Here is an 18172-nt window from a genome sequence, read left to right as displayed (position 1 = left end):
ATTCCCAGACCATGGATAAGTCAGAGGCGATTGGCCTGGGACTGTTAAAAGCCATGGTATCTGAGCGAGGTGTGTTGGCTATGCTGATCGCCTCGCAGTCCCTTTCTTTTATTTATACACTCGCCGATTATGATGATTTCTGGCTGACCCTGGGCTTGGTGAGTTTATTCACCCACAGTAATGCCTTATTGTCTTTGGCCATCATTTCACTTATTAGTGTTTTAAATGTGTCTAAACCACAGCACAATGGGGTGCTTGAGCTGAGCATCGTCTTTGTGGTTTTCATCAGTGTCTGTATAGGGCTGAGTATTGGGATCCAGTTTACCCCTTTAACTTCTCACGTTGCTGTAGACTGGGGACCGGTGTTTAGCCATAGCGCAATTTGCTGCTTTGTGGTGGTAATCCTGTTGTATTTTATGTCTATCTATATTGATAATGTGAATGCACTTGAATTGGCCGCTCGAGCAGAAATTGACGCGTTACATGCCAGGATCAGGCCGCACTTTTTGCACAATACTCTAAACACCCTTGCCGAGTTGACGCACGAGAATGCTGAGGACGCAGAAAAAGCAGCATTATTGTTGGCACGCCTGATGCGCGTATCACTGGCAGAAAAAAAGTGGCACACCATTGCGGATGAAGTGGCTCTAACGAAAGACTATCTCAGCCTGGAGCGCTTTCGCTTTGAGCAAAGGCTGCAGGTACAGTGGATAATTGACGATGCTTTATTGGCTGTGCCGATCCCGACATTGACGCTCCAGCCACTGGTCGAAAATGCTGTGTTGCACGGCATTGAGAAACGCGTTGAGGGTGGCGTCATTACTATCCAAATTGAGCAGGTTCGCGATACGTTTTCATTACGTGTCACCAATCCATTGCCTCATTCTACCCATCATTCCAATGGCAATGGGATTGCAACTAAAAACATAGATAAACGGCTTTCTCTGTATTATCAACGTCGGGCTAGTTTGAGGATTGCACAAGATAATGATAAATTCGTAGCAACCATCCTTTTACCTGACACCGGAGCTTATGAATTATCTGATTTTGGATGATGAGCCGATCGCCAGACGGCGATTACGGCGCTTGATGTCGGAGTTTGAACATTTTGATTGCGTGGCGGAGGCCGCAGATGGCACGCAGGCAATAGAGTTATGCGAACGCACCGCGCCAGAATTGGTGTTTCTGGATATCGCGATGCCTGGTATTGATGGGCTCGAGGTTGCTGGTGTACTCAGACAGCAAATGCCAGACTGTAAAATCGTTTTTGTGACAGCCTTTGCCGAACACGCTTTGCAGGCATTTGATTTGCTGGCTGAGGGCTATTTGGTTAAGCCTATAGACAAAGAGCGTTTGGCTGCTTTACTGGAACATATTTACGGTGAACAAATGCAGCGCTTGCAATACCAGGTTGGTCATGACACGCGTTGGGTCGCCGTATCTGATATTTTAGTTGCCAGGAGTGACGAGCGCTACACACACATTTATTTCAAGGACGGTGAAGCGCTCATCGACATTCCTTTAAAGAAGCTGTTGGCCACTTATCCGCGGCATTTTGTGCAGGTGCACAGAAACACCCTGGTAAAAAAACAGGCTGTGCTGAGCCTGGAATCTGTTGATGGTGGTCACAGAGTCAGGCTGGATGGCTTTGCTGAGCCCATTACTGTGAGCCGACGTGCTGCCGCCAACTTTAAATCGCTATTCTGACCATTAAACCCGACTGATTGACCGTTGAGCCCACGATCAGGTTCATGACGAAGTGATTCATTATACTATGTAGTGGAGCAAACTGACTTTGAAAAATGATGGCAAACACTGTGTGTATTAACACAAATCGCGGCTTTACTCTTTTAGAATCGCTTATCGCGTTTATGGTGCTGAGCTTTGGTCTGCTTGGGGCTGTGGCACTGCAAGCGAAAGCGAAGCAAGCCAGTTTTGATTCGATGCAACGCGCTGCAGCAGTCGCCCTGGCTGGTGATATTATGCAGCGCATCCGCAGTAACGATACCCTCAATCTTGGTAATCAGTACCAACAAGTGTTTAGTAGCACAGCAACCGTGAACGGTAATAATCGCTGTTTCAGCAGCATATGTTCGAATGCTGAAATTGCAGCAATGGATCTGGAGCAATGGATCATGGCAATCCAGGCTAAAGAAAATACCGGCTCGCTCGATGACACAACAGTGTGCATCACCACCGCGGTAGTTGCGGGTTCTCAGGGCCGAGGGTTCAATGTAACTGTGAGTGTGGCTTGGGCTGGCCGCCAGGCATTTGAAATGAATGCGACTAATCAGGCCATCAATTGTGGTGATAATAATGATTATCGCCGAGTAGTGAGCATTAATAGCTATATTTTGGTGAGGGATTGAGATGATACGGTCCGGTTTCACCCTAGTCGAGTTACTGATCTCCATGTTTATTGGTGCGCTTTTGCTCGGCGGCGTCATCACTGCTTATGTTAGCATGAAAGTCACCACCCGAGATACCATGGCCATCGGCGAACTTCAGGAAGTCGGGCGCTTAACCCTGACTTTACTGCGACGTGACTTGGAGCAGGTAGGGTTCTGGGGCACATTTTATGACAAGGGCCTGACGACAGCCAATTCAGTGAGCCCAGCAAATCCAAGCAATGACTGCTTTGGTGGTCTGAATAATGGTAGTTTCCCGAATGCGGTGCAAACCAACTTTCGTTCTATTTACGCCGAAAAGACCAGTGGTGCCGCTTTGAGTTGCATCTCAGGTGCCAAAAACAACACCGAAGTATTGCAACTTAAGTTTCTTGAAGGGCGACAAATTACAGACGATAACGACGTAGAAAGTAATCGTTACTACTTTATCGCCCAACAGGAACAGGGCACATTTGTGGCAGGGAATAGCTATGGCGGGCGGCCAACTAATAACTCGACTTTGTGGCCATACAGTCACCATGCTTATTATATCGAAGAGCAACCTATTCGGATTAATAGCCAAACCATTACCACTCCAATTTTAATGCGCCGGCGTTTAACTGTGGGTGGTGGCATGACGACTGAGGCCGTGATAGAGGGGGTTGAAGATATTCGCTATCTGTTTGGGTTAGATACCAATGGTGATAGTCGTGTAGATACTTATCGCAGTACTCAGGATATGACGGCCGGTGATTGGGAACGCTCAGGTGGGATATTAACAGTGCAGATCATTGCACTGGTTCGGGTATTGGAAGCCGATGCGGGTCTGGAGTTAAAAAGTCAAACCTATACGCTTGGTAACGATCCGGACAGGCGTACTCTGACCTTTAATGATAACTATCGGCGTACGGTGTTTTCGACCACCATCCAGCTGTACAACATGGGGATCTCGACATGGTAATGGCACACAAACAGCGCGGCATGGTGTTGATCGTTTCTATGGTACTGATTGTGGCAGTAATGAGCGTTGCCGTGACACTAATGAGCAGCAGTACCATAGATATTAAAGTGACAAACGCAGCCCAGGAACGAGAAGCCGCGGAGGCCTTACTGATGGGCGAAGTGCAGCGGATCATCTCTCAGGAGAAAGCACGTGTAAATGAAAGCGTGTTTCAGTCACGTAATGGTGAGTTCACAAACGACGATGGTCAAATGGTGCGAAGGAGCATCCACATAGACGAAGAGCTTGAACTAGAGAGTATGCAGGCAAACCTCAACAGTGGTCAGTTATTACTAGAATGTCCACGCGTTTTTAATTTTACCGAGGGCCTCAGCTGTGTCATTACCGAAGTGGAAAGCAGTGTTCAGTATGGCGATCAATCCCGACATCAGGTGACTGTGGTGATTGGCGTTGCGCAGGAAGTCATTGGTAACCTGGGGAATCAATAATGTGGTATAGAATCATACTGGTCCTGAGTGGTTTACTGGTATTCAGCACACAGGCAGAAGACATAGAGTTATTTGTAAAGCACGATATTTCGAATTCAGAAAAATCCCGGGTACTGGTGATCTTTGATACCTCGGGCAGTATGGCGTGGGATGTTAAAGATGGCAAGCGATGCTACGAGTATCGTAGTGGTCGGTTTCGCAGTATCAACTGCTTTGATTCATCACAAACCAGCAAACGCTGTTATAAGGTACGTAATGGTTGGTATCGGGAATCAAACTGTGGTGATAGCCGTTTAAAGGTTGCACAGGATGCCATTACCAAGCTAGTTGAGGATAACGACGACTTTGATATTGGCCTGATGCGGCTTTATTCAAGCTCAGGCGGATATGTATTGAATGGCCTTGGGGCAGATAAAACGACTTTGAAAAGTAAAATTGCCAACCTGCCCGCCAGTGGTAATACACCGCTTTCAGAGACTTTATGGGAAGCATACCTCTATTTGACAGGGAAAAAAGTTCTATATGGTCAGAATAAGAGTGATCGGGACCGCAGCATTGAAAGCAATGGGGTATATATTTCGCCGTTTAAGCCGGACCCACTTGCCCCTAAACGCTGTGATACCTCCACCAATATTATCTTAATGACGGATGGGGACCCCACGAGTGACTCGGCACGTAACACTGATATCTACAACAAATATGTGTCCACATTTGGCTCTGCGCCGAGCAGAGTATCTAATAACTATCTGAACTCACTGGCTAAAGTGATGAGAGGCACGCCTGAAACTCAGGTCGATCTGTACCCTAACACACCTCAGGAACAAGATTTTGCCCGTACCTACACCATCGGGTTTGGCACCGGGATGTCGAATGCGGGTAAAGCCTTACTGGAGAAAACTGCACTGGATGGTGGGGGTGAATACAAGCATGCAAACACGGCTTCTCAGTTGTCAGAGGCGTTGAAAGCCACAATCACCAATATCCGCGAGAAAAGCGATAGTTTTTCTTCGCCGTCGGTGTCTACCAGCAGTTCAGATCTAAGCCGCAGTGGTGATTCAATCTATTACACCATGTTTTACCCGGAAACCCATACCCGTTGGCGTGGCAATCTGAAAAAGCTCAAAGTAAAAGGTTCGGTGATACATGGCATGGGCAGCAGTAGTCATGCTATCAATGAAGAGGGCACCATCGCTGACAATGTGACGACGTACTGGTCTCAGCCAGGCTCTAAAGACGGTTCTAAGGTCGGCGAGGGCGGTGTTAATTATCAGCTCTCCAGACAGACAACCCGCAAAATCTACTCAGACTATGGCAAAGGCACCTTAATGTCGTTTGACTATGCTACTGCACTAATCGCTGCGGGCGGGGATTTGTCGAAACTCAGTACCTTATTTTCCGTGGACAATGCAGGTGTTGTGCCTAATGTGATTAGCTGGGCCAGAGGTATTGACGTTAATGATGAAAATAGCAATAACTCGAGACAGGATAGACGCGAAACCATTTTTGGCGATCCGTTGCATTCCAAGCCGGTAACCATAGATTATGGCAATGGCGACCTGCGCGTGATTGTGGGAACCAATGCTGGCTTTTTGCACATGTTTAAGGACAACGGGGAGACAGTGAATGAAAGCTGGGCTTTTGTGCCTGGGTCTTTGCTGGATGTCCTCAAACCGCAAATGGACAGACAGGACGACACTAAGCTCTATGGGGTCGATGGCCCCATTACCGTTTATTTTTGGGATAAAGACGATAATGGCAAGGTCGGTAGCGGTGAGCGTGTTTGGCTGATAGTAGGCTTACGTCGTGGGGGTAACGAATATTATGGGTTTGATATTACCTCCCCGGACAGCCCCCGACTGCTATGGGGCGGCCCTATCCGCGGTGGTGTGGCACCCTATGCACAATTGGCACAAAGCTGGTCTAAGCCTCAGATCACTTTCATCAAAGCTAAACCTGATATGCCAGTCATGATATTTGGTGCCGGTTATGACACCAATAAAGACAATGCTTTGTTTTCAAATGACAGCATAGGCCGCGGCATTTACATTGTTGACATTGAAACCGGAAAGCCGTTTTGGAGTTTAACAGCAGAGAATGGCTTTAAGGGCAAACACAGTATTGCCTCTGATCTGAGCACGGTTGACTCTGACTATGACGGGTATACGGATCGTATTTATGCCACGGATACCGGAGGCGGTGTGTGGCGATTTGACCTGCCTGGTACCAATCCAAACGACAGAGATAACCCTTGGACGCATTTTCAGTTGGCCAATCTGAGCGGTGGCACTGATAACAACAAACGACGCTTTTTCTATCGTCCCGTTGTGGCGCGTACCTATTTTTCTAAGGTATCAACCGAAACAGTGAACGGGCAGACTATCACCATACGCCGGGATATTCCTTACGAGGGCCTGTTAATTGGCAGTGGTAACCGGGCTAAGCCTACGTCAACTTCAGTGCAGGATTTTCTGTATATGGTTCGGGATGAAAATACTAAAACCCGCTCCTTTGATAATGAAACGGCACCGGCTGTAATTCGGTCCTCAGACTTACTGAATGTGACGAGTGATCCATTTTATTCTCGTCTAAACGATTTTGATCGCTTTGTCGAAAAAGAGGTTGAACTTGGCTCCGCCAAGGGTTGGAAGTTGAAACTGGGCGACGGAGAAAAGTCTATGGCAGCTGCTACGGTCGTTGCAGGCGTGGCTTATTACACGACTTTTACACCGGCCAGTGTTGAGGTGAATGAATGTTCGATTACCGCGGGTAAAGGTAGATTGTATGTTTTGCATTTAAACTATGGCATGCAGATGCTAGATCAGCGCAGCTATCAAACCACCGCTGAAGTGCCGGATACACCCAGAGTACATTACAGTGAACATGCCAATGAAGACGGCAGTACCACGATTAAAGCTCAGTTGATCAGCCCAGTCGTTGTTGTTGATGGAGGCTCTGGTGGTGGCTCTGGAGGTGGCTCTGGAGGTGGCTCTGGCGGCGGTTCTGGTTCGGACGTGGTTGATGGTAAAGTGACATTAAAAGAGCCATCTGCTGCAGCGCCATACGAAAAAGCGGATGGCTCTACCGGGGGCGTACAAGCAGAGAATGAAGTAGAAATCAAAATGCAAACGCGATTATTGTACATATACAAAAAAGAAGAGCATGATGAAAAGAATTAGTCGCACTGTACTGGGGTTTACCCTGATTGAGATGATGATCACCATCGCTATTTTGGGGATCCTGGCAAGCATCGCATACCCCAGTTATTCAGAGTATGTAAGGCGAGCGGCCAGGGCGGAGGCTGCGGCAACTTTGCTCGACGCTGCCAATAAGCAAGAGCAGTATTTTGTCGATAATCGCCAGTATGCCAGTTCTCTGGCTGCACTGGGATTACCCACAACAACTGAAAACGATTACTTTTCGCTGGAAATTGTACTGGGCAATGACCTTAACACTTTTGTGATCAGGGCGTCTGCAACCGGAGGGCCGCTTGCAAATGACCCTGAATGCACAACGCTCACGATAAATAATCTTAATGTTCGTGGCAGTACAGGCACGTTCACTGCCGATCGGTGTTGGGGTCGTTAGACCCAGCATGTCAAGGTGGGCGCTAGCACAACAGCTGTGAATGAGCGCTGGTAGTCTTGTGCATTTAAATACATTTATTGGTCTCTCTGAGTCGGCTTCTGCCTACCACACTGACTGATAGCGCGAGTCCAATAGGCGCACCTGAGAGCCTTTGTGTGCAATACACAAAGGTACCATTGCCAAACCCTTTTAATGTGCCTGTGTGCTTAAATGTGATGGCCGACCTCGGATAATCGAGGGTGTCAGTGCCACGGATCCCTGAGAGCACCATCAGTTTCACGTCTTTTTTGTCAAAAGCCGCGCGTTCATGTCGGTCTGTGAATACTGTTAACTCCTGATGCCAAAGGTGCGTACATCGGTTATTAACCAAGGGGCAAATGGTGACAGGCAACTGGTGAGTCACTGCGTGCAGTCGTGTTAAAGTCAGATGCCTGTCTAGCGTTATTAGCGCTTGCTTAGCTCTGTCCAATTCGGTAATAGAGTGTACAGCCGGGGCTGCGAGTAGTAAAAGCACGCCAAAAAGCGCAATACAAATGAGTAGTTCAAATAGGGTAAATCCGCGTATATTCCATAATGTCATGAGCATGCATCCGTGCATCAGCCATAGTGTCAGCCTAGTCTTCGCGGCTTGAACCGCAAGGCTTATGAATAAATATCACGTCGCTTATCAGTCCCGTTATCTGGTGACGGGTTCGTTAAAGGGCGCAACTCACTGTTTAATAGGCATAGTGGTGAGCGTTCGAGTTACAAATAGTTTAGTTGCAAGTGAGGGTTGTGTCACCGCGATACAGTGCTGAACCAACGACACTTACCTCAAGCTGCTGATTAGGAAAGTCCGTGGCAGCTGGGCAATAAATAAAGCTGCTTGCCTGGAGCATGGCGGTGCGACCACTCGAATCGAAACGCAAGCTGGACGCCGGGAATGTCAGGCCATCATTACTGGGAACCTGCTCCATAACACGTAGTAAGTCATCGGTGCCTGTATTGTAGGTGCCGTTATTGTTTCTATCGAGAAAAACGGTAACGCGGTTAGCTTGCCAATTGTCCTGACAAACAAAACTACTGTTAGTCTCAACCAAGGTTGCGGTGGCCGGACACAGGATGATGATCTCATCTGTCGCCGTTGCTTGCGCTCGGGCAAAGGTCACTGTGCGTTTTAATTCTCTCAGATAGGACTCTGCGCGGGTTGAGGTAGTCAGGCTGCCGCTGAATGAAAAGGCCAGCGTTGCCAGTACACCTAAAATAGCAATAGTGATAACTAACTCAAACAGTGTAAAGCCAGTATTTTTTTTCATGGTATACAGCCAAAGACAAGAATAACTACTACCCAATATAGTGCGTCTTTTTGTTTATTTATTCAATCGCTTTGTTTGCCTTGTTTTGTGGGATTGTCTAAAATCGACGCATTACCAAAGGGATAACAATCAACCATGAAAAAGATAGAAGCCATCATTAAACCATTTAAGCTGGATGACGTTCGCGAGGCGCTGTCCGACATAGGTATTACCGGCATGACCGTGTGTGAAGTCAAGGGGTTTGGCCGCCAAAAAGGGCACACTGAGCTGTATCGTGGCGCAGAGTATATGGTCGACTTTTTGCCAAAGGTGAAGCTGGATATTGTGCTTGCTGAAGAAGACGTAGATCGGGCTATCGACGTTATTTTGAAAACGGCGCAAACCGGTAAGATTGGTGACGGTAAGATCTTTGTCACTGAAGTTGAGCGGGTTGTCCGTATTCGCACCGGAGAAGAAGACGAAGAAGCAATCTAGTCTCCTGATGCTTATTATTGGCAGAATAGAAAACGCCGGATGCTTGGTGCAATCCGGCGTTGTTGTATTCAGTGCAGGTGTTTTAGCGCTGTTGATTTAACTCTTTCGCTTTGCGCGCGTTGTCGCTAAGTTCATCAAGGCCCAACATGGCGTAACTCTTTTCCATCATTTCAAGCGCTGGGACCAGATAACTGCTCTGTGAGAAGTGCTCAACCACATATTTTCCTCGATTGGCTGCTGCCAGGTAGGCTTCTCGCTCAAAATAATAGTTGGCTACTTTTAGCTCATAACGGGCCATTTTGTTGAGCAACCATGCCAGGCGTTTTTTGGCTTCAGGCACATAGGCGCTTTGCGGGTAGTTTTTGACCAGAGTTGATAAGTCTTGAAAAGCAACGCGGGTACGGTTCGGGTCGCGGTCTGCGCGATCGATACCGAAATATTCCTGAAAGCCGTTCTCATCTGCTTTAATGTTAATTAATCCTCGCATGTAATACATGTAATCGAGGTTTTTATGATTGGGGTTCAGGCGCAAAAAGCGGTCAACTGTCGCGAGTGCCTGCTCAGTGTTGCCGGTTTGATAAAAAGCATAGACCAGGTCCATTTGTACTTGATGAGAGTATGGCCCAAATGGGTAACGGGAGTTAATTGCGCTTAAGAGCTCGATGGCACGTGCGTACAGGCCTGAGTCGAGTGTTTGCTTGGCGTCTTCGTACAATGCCTGCACAGATTTATTTGGTACGCGTTCTATTTCTTCCTGTTCTGGGGCGGATGAGCAAGCGGCTAATCCTAATACAGATGCGCTCAGTACGATTGCAAAAGCGCGTTTTCCCAACGTCTTTATCATTTTATTTTACTACCTTCGTTATCAGGCTAGGCCAAGTCGGCAAAACCGAGTAAACTATGCATTTATGCGATTCTAACCCAGTCGAGCATGGCTTGCACTGGTATTTTAGGTAAAGTTACACATGTCTGAGCAAATTTCTCTACAAGCCGATGTGCCAGTGGAACTGGGCGGTAAACGTCTAGACCAGATTTTGGCGCAATTGTTCCCCGATTTTTCACGTTCTCGAATAAAAACCTGGATCCTTGATGAAAAAGTCACCGTCAATGGTGACGTACTGGCGATCCCTAAGGAAAAGTTGCTGGGCGGTGAAGTCGTTGCGGTGGAAACACAAATTGAGGCAGAGCGGGAATACGAAGCGCAGGACATCGCGTTGGACATCGTTTATGAAGATGATGACATCCTGGTTATTAATAAGCCGATGGGCCTGGTGGTGCACCCCGGTGCGGGTAACCCAAATGGTACTGTACTGAATGCGTTGTTACATCACCACCCAGAGATCATCAATGTGCCGCGTGCGGGTATTGTCCACCGTCTTGATAAAGACACCACAGGATTAATGGTGGTGGCCAAAACTATAGTGGCGCAAACCCACTTAGTGAAAAACCTGCAGGCACGTGAAAACTTTACCCGTGAATATGAAGCCATCTGTAACGGCACCATGACTGCCGGTGGGATGATAGAGAAGCCTATTGGTCGTCACGCGACAAAGCGTACGCACATGGCAATCCATGAAATGGGTAAACCCGCGATAACCCATTATCGCGTTGCCGAAAAGTTCCGTGCACACACCCGCTTGCGTTTACGCCTTGAAACGGGTCGTACGCACCAGATCCGTGTTCACATGGCGTATCTTAAGCACCCGCTGATTGGTGATCAGCTTTACGGCGGTCGTCCTTGCCCACCACGCAATGCGTCTCCGGAATTCCTCGACACCTTGCGTGGCTTTAAGCGCCAGGCACTGCACGCCGTCAAGCTGCGCATAGCGCACCCGGTGAGCGGCGAAATCATGACCTGGGAAGCACCTATCCCGGAAGATATGCAGCAACTGACTGCTGCATTACGTGAAGACTGTAAGCTTAATCCACAGATAGATTACTAATATGCTGCGCCCGGATTGGCCATTGAAAGAGGTTGTCGGCGCCTTGTCGACAACGCGTCAGGGGGGCGTTTCGGCGGCCCCTTTTGATGGTTTCAATCTGGCTTGTCATGTTGGAGACGATCCACACGCTGTTGCACACAACAGAGCACAGTTGCAGGCTCAGGTGCCGGTGCCTATCGTATGGCTTGAGCAGGTACATGGCAATACCGTGATCCTGGCAGATGATCAATACGATATCACTCATACGCCGCAGGCAGATGCAATCTTTACCCGCTCTGGTCAAATTGCTTTGGCAATTATGACTGCCGACTGTCTGCCTGTGCTGCTGGCCAGCGACGATGGCCAGGAGGTCGCCGCGGTCCATTGCGGCTGGCGCCCTTTGGCGGCGGATATTCTTGGCGAGACAATAGCACTCTTCAGCGCACCTAGGTCCCGAATACATGCCTGGTTAGGTCCGGCAATTGGCCCTCGGGCTTTTGAAGTGGGCGAAGAAGTGCGAGAGCAGTTTGTTGCCCGACAGCAGGCGCATTTGAGTGCCTTTAAAGCACAAGCAAATGGTCGCTATCTGGCTGATATTTATACTCTGGCAACACAGCAATTAACGCAGCTTGGCGTGCAATCCGTATCTGTGCATGCGCAATGTACAGTGTCCAACCCTCAACAGTTCTTTTCATATCGCCGCGATGGTCAGTGTGGTCGCATGGCCAGTTTGATTTGGCGCAAGTAATACCAATTTCACTTAATACCTGTTTAATTTGACGGACCAAGTATGACGCTAACTGTGTTAAAAATTTCTCATTTAGAACAACTAAATATCAAAATTCTTGCCTAGTTATCGAACATATTTTCTCGCCTCAAAATAGAACACTTATTTAAGCAAATTGGTATAAATCCCGCTCTTTTGTCATCTGCACCTTGATCAAACTCCCTCTGATACCCATTTTATAGATAACTAAGTTATTTATAAGGTTATTTCGTGTATGCGAATTGATAGATTTACCAGTAAATTTCAAGCGGCGCTGTCTGATGCGCAGTCTCTCGCATTAGGTCGTGACCATCAGTTTATTGAACCTGTACACTTAATGTACGCCTTGTTGCAACAAACGGGTTCCAGTGTCCGGGCGCTGTTTGCACAGGCCGGCGTGAGCGCTGATGAGCTCAACACTAAACTCTCTCAGGCTATTGAGAAATTGTTCAAGGTAGAGGGGGTCGGTGGCGACGTACAGCTGTCGAATAACCTTATCTCATTAATTAATCTATGTGATAAATATGCTCAAAAGCGCAAGGACAAGTACATCTCCAGTGAGTTGTTTGTGTTTGCTGCATGTGAAGACAAAGGGCCACTGGGTGAGATTTTTCGTTCACTGAACATCACCCAGGAAAAAGTCGAAAAGGCCATCAAGGCCATTCGGGGTGGGCAGAAAGTCGATGACCCCAATGCGGAAGATACTCGTCAGGCCTTGGAAAAGTACACCATAGATCTCACTGAGCGTGCCGAGCAGGGTAAGCTTGACCCGGTGATTGGTCGTGATGATGAGATCCGCCGCACGGTACAGGTATTACAGCGCCGCACCAAAAATAACCCTGTGTTGATCGGGGAGCCAGGTGTCGGTAAAACCGCGATCGTTGAAGGTCTGGCCCAACGTATTATCAATGGTGAGGTGCCTGAGGGACTCAAAGACAAGCGTGTATTGTCCCTGGACCTGGGGGCACTGGTTGCCGGCGCTAAGTATCGCGGTGAGTTTGAAGAGCGCCTTAAGTCGGTCCTCAATGAGCTGGGCAAAGAAGAAGGCCGGGTGATCCTGTTTATCGATGAAATTCACACCATGGTGGGGGCAGGAAAAACGGATGGTGCCATGGATGCGGGCAATATGCTTAAACCCGCACTGGCACGAGGTGAGTTGCACTGTGTCGGTGCTACAACGCTGGATGAGTATCGTCAGTATATTGAAAAAGACGCCGCGTTGGAGCGACGTTTCCAGAAAGTGTTTGTCGCAGAGCCCAGCGTGGAAGACACCATTGCTATTTTACGTGGCTTAAAAGAACGTTATGAACTGCACCACTCTGTGGATATTACCGATCCTGCGATTGTGGCCGCTGCGCAGTTGTCGCATCGTTACATCAGTGACAGACAACTGCCAGATAAAGCGATTGACTTGATTGATGAAGCTGGCTCGTCAATTCGCTTGCAGATTGATTCTAAGCCAGAGCAATTGGATAAGCTGGAGCGTCGTATTATCCAGTTAAAATTAGAAGACAATGCGCTGGCGAAAGAAAAAGACGAAGCCAGTCAGAAGCGACGAAGTGAAATGCAGGCACTGATCCAGCAGCTCGAAACGGAGTACCGTGAGCTGGATGAAGTCTGGAATGCGGAAAAAGCGTCGTTGCAGGGCACGCAGGTGATTAAAGCCGAACTTGAGCAAGCAAGGCTTGATCTGGAGGTCGCACGTCGTGCCGGTGATTTACAACGTATGTCAGAGCTCCAGTATGGTCGTATTCCTGAATTAGAGCGTAAACTTGACCTGGCATCTCAGGCAGAAATGCAGGAAATGAGCCTGCTGAAAAACCAAGTCGGAGAAGATGAAATTGCAGAAATTTTATCGCGCTGGACTGGCATTCCGGTGGCTAAGATGCTTCAGGGAGAGCGTGATAAGTTATTGCAGATGGAAGATGAACTACATAAAAAGGTCATTGGTCAGGATGAAGCCGTGAGCGCAGTGGCCAATGCCATTCGCCGCTCTCGTGCGGGTTTGGCCGATCCGAATCGACCGATTGGGTCATTCTTATTCCTGGGCCCAACCGGGGTAGGTAAGACTGAGCTGACCAAAGCGCTGGCAGGCTTTATGTTTGATACCGAAGATGCCATGGTGCGCATTGATATGTCAGAGTTCATGGAAAAACACTCAGTCGCACGGCTGGTGGGGGCACCCCCAGGATATGTCGGATATGAAGAGGGCGGTTATCTGACCGAAGCGGTTCGCCGTCGACCTTACTCTGTGATATTGCTTGATGAAGTGGAGAAGGCGCACCCGGATGTCTTTAACATTTTGCTTCAGGTGCTGGACGATGGGCGTTTGACGGATGGTCAGGGCCGCACCGTTGATTTTAAAAATGCTGTGATTATTATGACCTCTAATCTGGGCTCTGATGTGATCCAGGAGCAGGCTGGCAGCAATGATTATGCAACGCTGAAACAGCGTGTTATGGATGTACTGGTTACTCAGTTCAGGCCTGAGTTTATAAACCGGATTGATGAAACTGTGGTGTTCCACCCGTTGATTAATGAACATATCAAGCAAATTGCAGATATTCAGCTGGCGAAATTGCGTCAACGTTTGCATGAAAAAGGGTTTGGTTTTGAACTGACCGATGCCGCACTGGATAAAATAGCAGCCAGTGGCTTTGACCCTGTATACGGTGCGCGCCCCCTCAAACGGGCAGTGCAGCACTATATTGAGAACCCGCTGGCACAGCAGTTATTACAAGGGGACTTTGACGCTGGCGACGTGATTAAAGTGGATGTAAATGCGGACGACATTGTATTTACGCGTTAAGGATCATGCAACGGGCAGCGCCGAGCTGCCCGTCTGTTTCCTAATTTCAACGTGCTGAGGTTGGGGCTTTTCCTGCTATATGTTAGAGTATCTTACCAGCACCTAAACCTGCATTTTCCATGGAAAAGTACTTTCGCCAGTATGGCATCTTTCAATTTGGTGGCAGCACTGAACTGTGCGCTCAGGAGCTGCCGCTGACATCACCTGATAATCAGCAGGTGCTAATCAAAGTTATTTCAACGTCTGTTAATCCTATCGATATCAAAACACGCAGTGGTCTGGGCTATGTAGCAGCCGGAAAACCCGCCGACGCCTTCTTACCCTTAGGCTACGATGTGCTGGGTGAAGTTGTGCAGGTTGGCGACGATGTGACCGACTTGCACCCCGGTGATCGGGTAATAGGTATGGTTGGCTTCGCCGCACACCCTGGTTGTTATGCAACCTATACTTATGCCAAAGCCAGCGAGTTAATTAAGGTTAATCAGAAAGCGGATGCGAGTTTGGCCGGTCTGTGTTTGGCAGGGCTGACTGCATGGCAGGCTCTGGCCGAATTCGAACCTGACGGCCGGCCTGTGTATGTCAATGCTGCAACAGGCGGTGTTGGTCATCTTGTGTTGCAAGTCGCCAAGTTGCGCGGCTTCGAGGCTATTGCGGTGAGCCGTCGTATTGAGCATGCGCTGTTTGCAGCGTTGGATATACATGCTATCACGCCTACGGATTATTTGGCACAGCCCCGAAAAGGGATCCTGATAGATCTGGTAGGGGGAGAGTTTGGCCAGCGTATGACTAAAAACCTGCAGGTGGGCTCTGAATTAGTCACTGTGCCAACAGTCACCAAAGATCAGGTACTAGAAACTGCCCGGGCGCAACAGGTTTCAGGGCGCGGAATACTGGTTGAAGCAGATCAGGCGCAACTGACCCGGTTGTATGATGCAGAACAAGCTGGCCAGATAAAGGTGGTGGTTGATCAGAGTTTTGAATTACACGACATTCAGCAGGCACATGAGTACGTGGAACAGGGTATTCATTGTGGCAAAGTGATCATCACCGCTTGAGTATTCGTAATTTGCCCCAATTGACAGTAGCATTGTGTATTACTGAGCACCGGGCTTCGAGGTATTAGTTTTTGAACAAATTAAATTTACAAGGCAAGTTAAAAGCGCTTGCGACACCGGCACATCTGAAGTCTTTGCGTGGTATTAAGCGCGGGATTGAACGGGAAGCGCTGAGAATTAAGTCATCCGGAGAGATAGCAAAGACACCCCACCCAAAGGGCGCTGGTCATGCTTTGACCCATGGTGCAATCACAACTGATTTTTCCGAGTCTTTATTAGAATTCATAACGCCGGTGAGTGAATCTCCCGAAGAAACACTCGCTCAGTTAAAAGATCTGCAAAAGTATACCCTAAGCCATATGGGCGATGAACTGTTATGGCCAATGAGCATGCCATGCTACATCAAACAAGAAGACGACATCGTATTGGCTCAGTTTGGCCAGTCTAATATTGGCCGAATGAAAACTCTATACCGGGAAGGTCTTAAAAATCGTTACGGAAGTATGATGCAGGCCATTGCGGGTGTGCATTTCAATATTTCCTTTCCGGATAGCTTATGGCAGAGTTTGCAACAGTTAGAAGGTGATTCAGGTTCTTTGCAGGATTTCATATCGGCCCAATACCTCGGCCTGATCCGTAATTTTAAGCGTGAGTTATGGCTTATTAGCTATTTATTTGGCGCGTCACCAGCTTTATGCAGCTCGTTTTTGCAAGGGAAAAACAGCCAATTGCCTTTCAAGGAGTTGGGACAAGGTACATTGTATCTGGAACACGGCACGGCGCTGAGGCTCGGCGATTTGGGCTACACCAACAGTGCGCAGTCCTCGCTGCGTGTTACTTATAATAGTCTGGACGAGTATATTACCGGTCTGCAAAAAGCGATCCGTTGTCGCTCAGATTTATATGATCATATCCCGGATTATCAGCATGAAACGCCTAAACAGCTTAATAAGAATATTCTGCAGATTGAGAACGAATTCTACTCACCTATCCGACCAAAACGTAACGGCCGCTCCGGTGAAACGCCAACTCAGGCATTAAGCCGCGGGGGGATCGAATACGTTGAGATCCGAGCGCTGGATGTGAATCCATTCAGCGAAACGGGCATAGACCTTGACCAGATCCTATTCCTGGATGTCTTCCTCAGTTACTGTTTACTTCAAGATTCTCCTGAGTTGAGCTGGGACGAGCAGCAAACTTGTGACGCAAACTTACAACAAGTGATTAATGAAGGGCGAAATCCGCAGGTCATGTTACAGCGAAATGGTGAAGCATGCTCGCTACAGCAATGGGGTGAGGATATTTTTGCACAATTGAGCGCAGTGGCCGCTTTAATGGATGAAGCGCATGGTTCACAGCGCTATGCCCCGGTGATTGCTAAGTTGCATACCTGGGTAGCCCAGCCAGAGCTGACGTTCTCAGGCCGTATTATTGCGAGTCTGGTTGAGCAGGATCAGGACAGCGGTGAACTTGCGTTGTCGCTGGCAAAGCGATACAAGCATAGCCATGCAGCGGATGACTATCAGACTTTTGGGGCTGAGAAGCTGGATACCATGAGTACGCAGTCATTTTTAGATGAACAAGACGTAGTTACCGCCGATAGCGTGTCGTTTAATGCGTTTTTGCGGGATTATTTTTCTAGGGCATAAAAAAACGCAGCCGAGAGGCTGCGTAAATAAATTTCAGGGATGAAACAATGCTAAACTGCTGCATTCAGAGAGTAAGACCGGCACAATTTAGAAAAGTTCAACGAGTTCATAAAAAAATGAGAAAAAAAATAATTTTATTACCTTTGTTGGCTGCACTAACCGGCTGTGCGACGGCACCTCCGAAGCAGCCGAATGATATTTGTAAGATTTTTGAGGAAAAAGACGACTGGTATTTTGATGCAAAAGACGCACAAGAAAAGTGGGGATCGCCCAAACATGTGTTGATGAGCATGATGTATCAGGAAAGCTCCTTCAGACATGATGCTGCACCGCCAATGGAATACTTTCTATGGGTGATCCCCATCGGTCGTGCCAGCAGTGCTTATGGCTATTCTCAAGCAAAAACACTCACCTGGAGCGACTATATTCGTGAAACCGGCAACTCAGGTGCAGATCGCGACGACTTTGAGGACGCCATCGACTTCATGGGCTGGTTTGTTTATAAAACGCATAAAATTAATGGCGTTTCCAAGTGGGACGCTTATGCACAGTATCTCAACTATCATGAAGGGTGGGGCGGTTATCGTCGTGGCACTTACAAAAAGAAAAAGTGGCTGATGCAAGTGGCGAATAAAGTGAAGCATCGGGCTTCGCGGTATGGCGCTCAGCTCAAGCGCTGCGAAGCAGACTTAGATAAGAACTGGTTTGAACGTTTGTTTTCTTAACATGCGTTTTCCTAGTAATCAAAAATAGGACATAAAAAAAGCCGCTATTGCGGCTT

General features: G+C 48.1%; 17 protein-coding genes. 14 read left to right on the top strand and 3 right to left on the bottom strand.

Annotation, left to right across the window (positions count from 1 at the left end):
- Positions 1-11: 11 nt before the first annotated feature.
- The 7 genes from CWC22_RS13735 to CWC22_RS13705 all read left to right on the top strand — a co-directional run bounded on the left by CWC22_RS13735 (position 12) and on the right by CWC22_RS13705 (position 7421).
- Entirely contained in the window at positions 12-1055 is a 1044-nt protein-coding gene (locus tag CWC22_RS13735; protein WP_138537613.1) for a sensor histidine kinase, read from the top strand.
- Entirely contained in the window at positions 1033-1707 is a 675-nt protein-coding gene (locus tag CWC22_RS13730; RefSeq protein ID WP_125560034.1) for a LytR/AlgR family response regulator transcription factor, read from the top strand. The genes CWC22_RS13735 and CWC22_RS13730 overlap by 23 nt, the downstream gene beginning before the upstream one ends.
- 95 nt (positions 1708-1802) lie before the next feature.
- Complete coding sequence (pilV, locus tag CWC22_RS13725) at positions 1803-2369, top strand: type IV pilus modification protein PilV (protein WP_138537612.1); 567 nt, start codon at positions 1803-1805, stop codon at positions 2367-2369.
- 1 nt (position 2370) lies between these two features.
- The gene (locus CWC22_RS13720; RefSeq protein WP_171045028.1) at positions 2371-3348 is read left to right on the top strand and encodes a PilW family protein; all 978 of its coding nucleotides are present in this window, start codon (positions 2371-2373) and stop codon (positions 3346-3348) included.
- Entirely contained in the window at positions 3342-3836 is a 495-nt protein-coding gene (locus CWC22_RS13715) for a pilus assembly protein PilX (RefSeq protein WP_125560040.1), read from the top strand. Before CWC22_RS13720 ends, CWC22_RS13715 begins: the two co-directional genes overlap by 7 nt.
- Positions 3836-7012: a pilus assembly protein gene (locus CWC22_RS13710; protein WP_138537611.1), complete on the top strand. Its 3177-nt coding sequence runs from the start codon at positions 3836-3838 to the stop codon at positions 7010-7012. The genes CWC22_RS13715 and CWC22_RS13710 overlap by 1 nt, the downstream gene beginning before the upstream one ends.
- Positions 6999-7421, top strand: coding sequence for a type IV pilin protein (locus CWC22_RS13705; RefSeq protein WP_138537610.1), 423 nt, complete (start codon positions 6999-7001; stop codon positions 7419-7421). Before CWC22_RS13710 ends, CWC22_RS13705 begins: the two co-directional genes overlap by 14 nt.
- 64 nt (positions 7422-7485) lie before the next feature.
- Here the strand turns inward: CWC22_RS13705 and CWC22_RS13700 are convergent, their stop codons facing one another.
- Positions 7486-8001, bottom strand: a complete 516-nt coding sequence (locus tag CWC22_RS13700; RefSeq protein ID WP_171045027.1) for a GspH/FimT family pseudopilin — start codon at positions 7999-8001, stop codon at positions 7486-7488.
- Positions 8002-8176: 175 nt separating this feature from the next.
- Positions 8177-8716 carry a GspH/FimT family pseudopilin gene (locus CWC22_RS13695; RefSeq protein WP_125560046.1) on the bottom strand — a complete coding sequence of 180 codons (540 nt, stop codon included), beginning with the start codon at positions 8714-8716 and terminating at the stop codon, positions 8177-8179.
- 135 nt (positions 8717-8851) lie between these two features.
- On the opposite strand from CWC22_RS13695, the gene glnB reads away from it, so the two are divergent.
- Entirely contained in the window at positions 8852-9190 is a 339-nt protein-coding gene (gene glnB, locus CWC22_RS13690) for a nitrogen regulatory protein P-II (protein WP_010382451.1), read from the top strand.
- 82 nt (positions 9191-9272) lie between these two features.
- Here glnB and CWC22_RS13685 read toward each other — a convergent pair whose 3' ends face one another.
- Positions 9273-10034, bottom strand: a complete 762-nt coding sequence (locus tag CWC22_RS13685; RefSeq protein ID WP_010382449.1) for an outer membrane protein assembly factor BamD — start codon at positions 10032-10034, stop codon at positions 9273-9275.
- A gap of 121 nt (positions 10035-10155) precedes the next feature.
- Here CWC22_RS13685 and rluD point away from each other — a divergent pair, with 121 nt between their 5' ends.
- From rluD to CWC22_RS13655, 6 genes are all read left to right on the top strand, one after another.
- Positions 10156-11133: a 23S rRNA pseudouridine(1911/1915/1917) synthase RluD gene (gene rluD / locus CWC22_RS13680; protein ID WP_138537609.1), complete on the top strand. Its 978-nt coding sequence runs from the start codon at positions 10156-10158 to the stop codon at positions 11131-11133.
- Position 11134: 1 nt separating this feature from the next.
- Positions 11135-11860 (top strand): peptidoglycan editing factor PgeF, encoded by a 726-nt coding sequence (gene pgeF / locus CWC22_RS13675; RefSeq protein WP_138537608.1) that lies wholly within the window; start codon positions 11135-11137, stop codon positions 11858-11860.
- A 253-nt stretch (positions 11861-12113) separates the two neighbouring features.
- Complete coding sequence (gene clpB, locus CWC22_RS13670) at positions 12114-14687, top strand: ATP-dependent chaperone ClpB (protein WP_138537607.1); 2574 nt, start codon at positions 12114-12116, stop codon at positions 14685-14687.
- A gap of 119 nt (positions 14688-14806) precedes the next feature.
- Positions 14807-15742: an NADP-dependent oxidoreductase gene (locus CWC22_RS13665; RefSeq protein WP_138537606.1), complete on the top strand. Its 936-nt coding sequence runs from the start codon at positions 14807-14809 to the stop codon at positions 15740-15742.
- Positions 15743-15813: 71 nt separating this feature from the next.
- A complete protein-coding gene (gshA, locus tag CWC22_RS13660) occupies positions 15814-17391 on the top strand; it encodes a glutamate--cysteine ligase (protein WP_138537605.1) in 1578 nt (525 codons plus the stop codon).
- Positions 17392-17507: 116 nt separating this feature from the next.
- Positions 17508-18116, top strand: a complete 609-nt coding sequence (locus CWC22_RS13655) for a hypothetical protein (RefSeq protein ID WP_010382435.1) — start codon at positions 17508-17510, stop codon at positions 18114-18116.
- The last annotated feature ends 56 nt before the right edge of the window (positions 18117-18172 follow it).

The organism is Pseudoalteromonas rubra (genome assembly GCF_005886805.2).
In the GTDB taxonomy this organism is placed as follows: Bacteria; Pseudomonadota; Gammaproteobacteria; order Enterobacterales; family Alteromonadaceae; genus Pseudoalteromonas; species Pseudoalteromonas rubra_D.
Note: the sequence above shows the minus strand (reverse complement) of the source record. Positions and strands in the feature narration are given on the sequence as shown.

Coding starts and splice junctions, on each gene's coding strand:
- CWC22_RS13665 (WP_138537606.1), top strand. CDS start 14,807: ATGGAAAAGTACTTTCGCCAGTATGGCATCTTTCAATTTGGTGGCAGC.
- CWC22_RS13695 (WP_125560046.1), bottom strand. CDS start 8,716: ATGAAAAAAAATACTGGCTTTACACTGTTTGAGTTAGTTATCACTATT.
- CWC22_RS13735 (WP_138537613.1), top strand. CDS start 12: ATGGATAAGTCAGAGGCGATTGGCCTGGGACTGTTAAAAGCCATGGTA.
- CWC22_RS13705 (WP_138537610.1), top strand. CDS start 6,999: ATGAAAAGAATTAGTCGCACTGTACTGGGGTTTACCCTGATTGAGATG.
- pgeF (WP_138537608.1), top strand. CDS start 11,135: ATGCTGCGCCCGGATTGGCCATTGAAAGAGGTTGTCGGCGCCTTGTCG.
- glnB (WP_010382451.1), top strand. CDS start 8,852: ATGAAAAAGATAGAAGCCATCATTAAACCATTTAAGCTGGATGACGTT.
- CWC22_RS13730 (WP_125560034.1), top strand. CDS start 1,033: ATGAATTATCTGATTTTGGATGATGAGCCGATCGCCAGACGGCGATTA.
- CWC22_RS13700 (WP_171045027.1), bottom strand. CDS start 8,001: ATGACATTATGGAATATACGCGGATTTACCCTATTTGAACTACTCATT.
- rluD (WP_138537609.1), top strand. CDS start 10,156: ATGTCTGAGCAAATTTCTCTACAAGCCGATGTGCCAGTGGAACTGGGC.
- CWC22_RS13685 (WP_010382449.1), bottom strand. CDS start 10,034: ATGATAAAGACGTTGGGAAAACGCGCTTTTGCAATCGTACTGAGCGCA.
- CWC22_RS13655 (WP_010382435.1), top strand. CDS start 17,508: ATGAGAAAAAAAATAATTTTATTACCTTTGTTGGCTGCACTAACCGGC.
- clpB (WP_138537607.1), top strand. CDS start 12,114: ATGCGAATTGATAGATTTACCAGTAAATTTCAAGCGGCGCTGTCTGAT.
- pilV (WP_138537612.1), top strand. CDS start 1,803: ATGATGGCAAACACTGTGTGTATTAACACAAATCGCGGCTTTACTCTT.
- CWC22_RS13710 (WP_138537611.1), top strand. CDS start 3,836: ATGTGGTATAGAATCATACTGGTCCTGAGTGGTTTACTGGTATTCAGC.
- CWC22_RS13715 (WP_125560040.1), top strand. CDS start 3,342: ATGGTAATGGCACACAAACAGCGCGGCATGGTGTTGATCGTTTCTATG.
- CWC22_RS13720 (WP_171045028.1), top strand. CDS start 2,371: ATGATACGGTCCGGTTTCACCCTAGTCGAGTTACTGATCTCCATGTTT.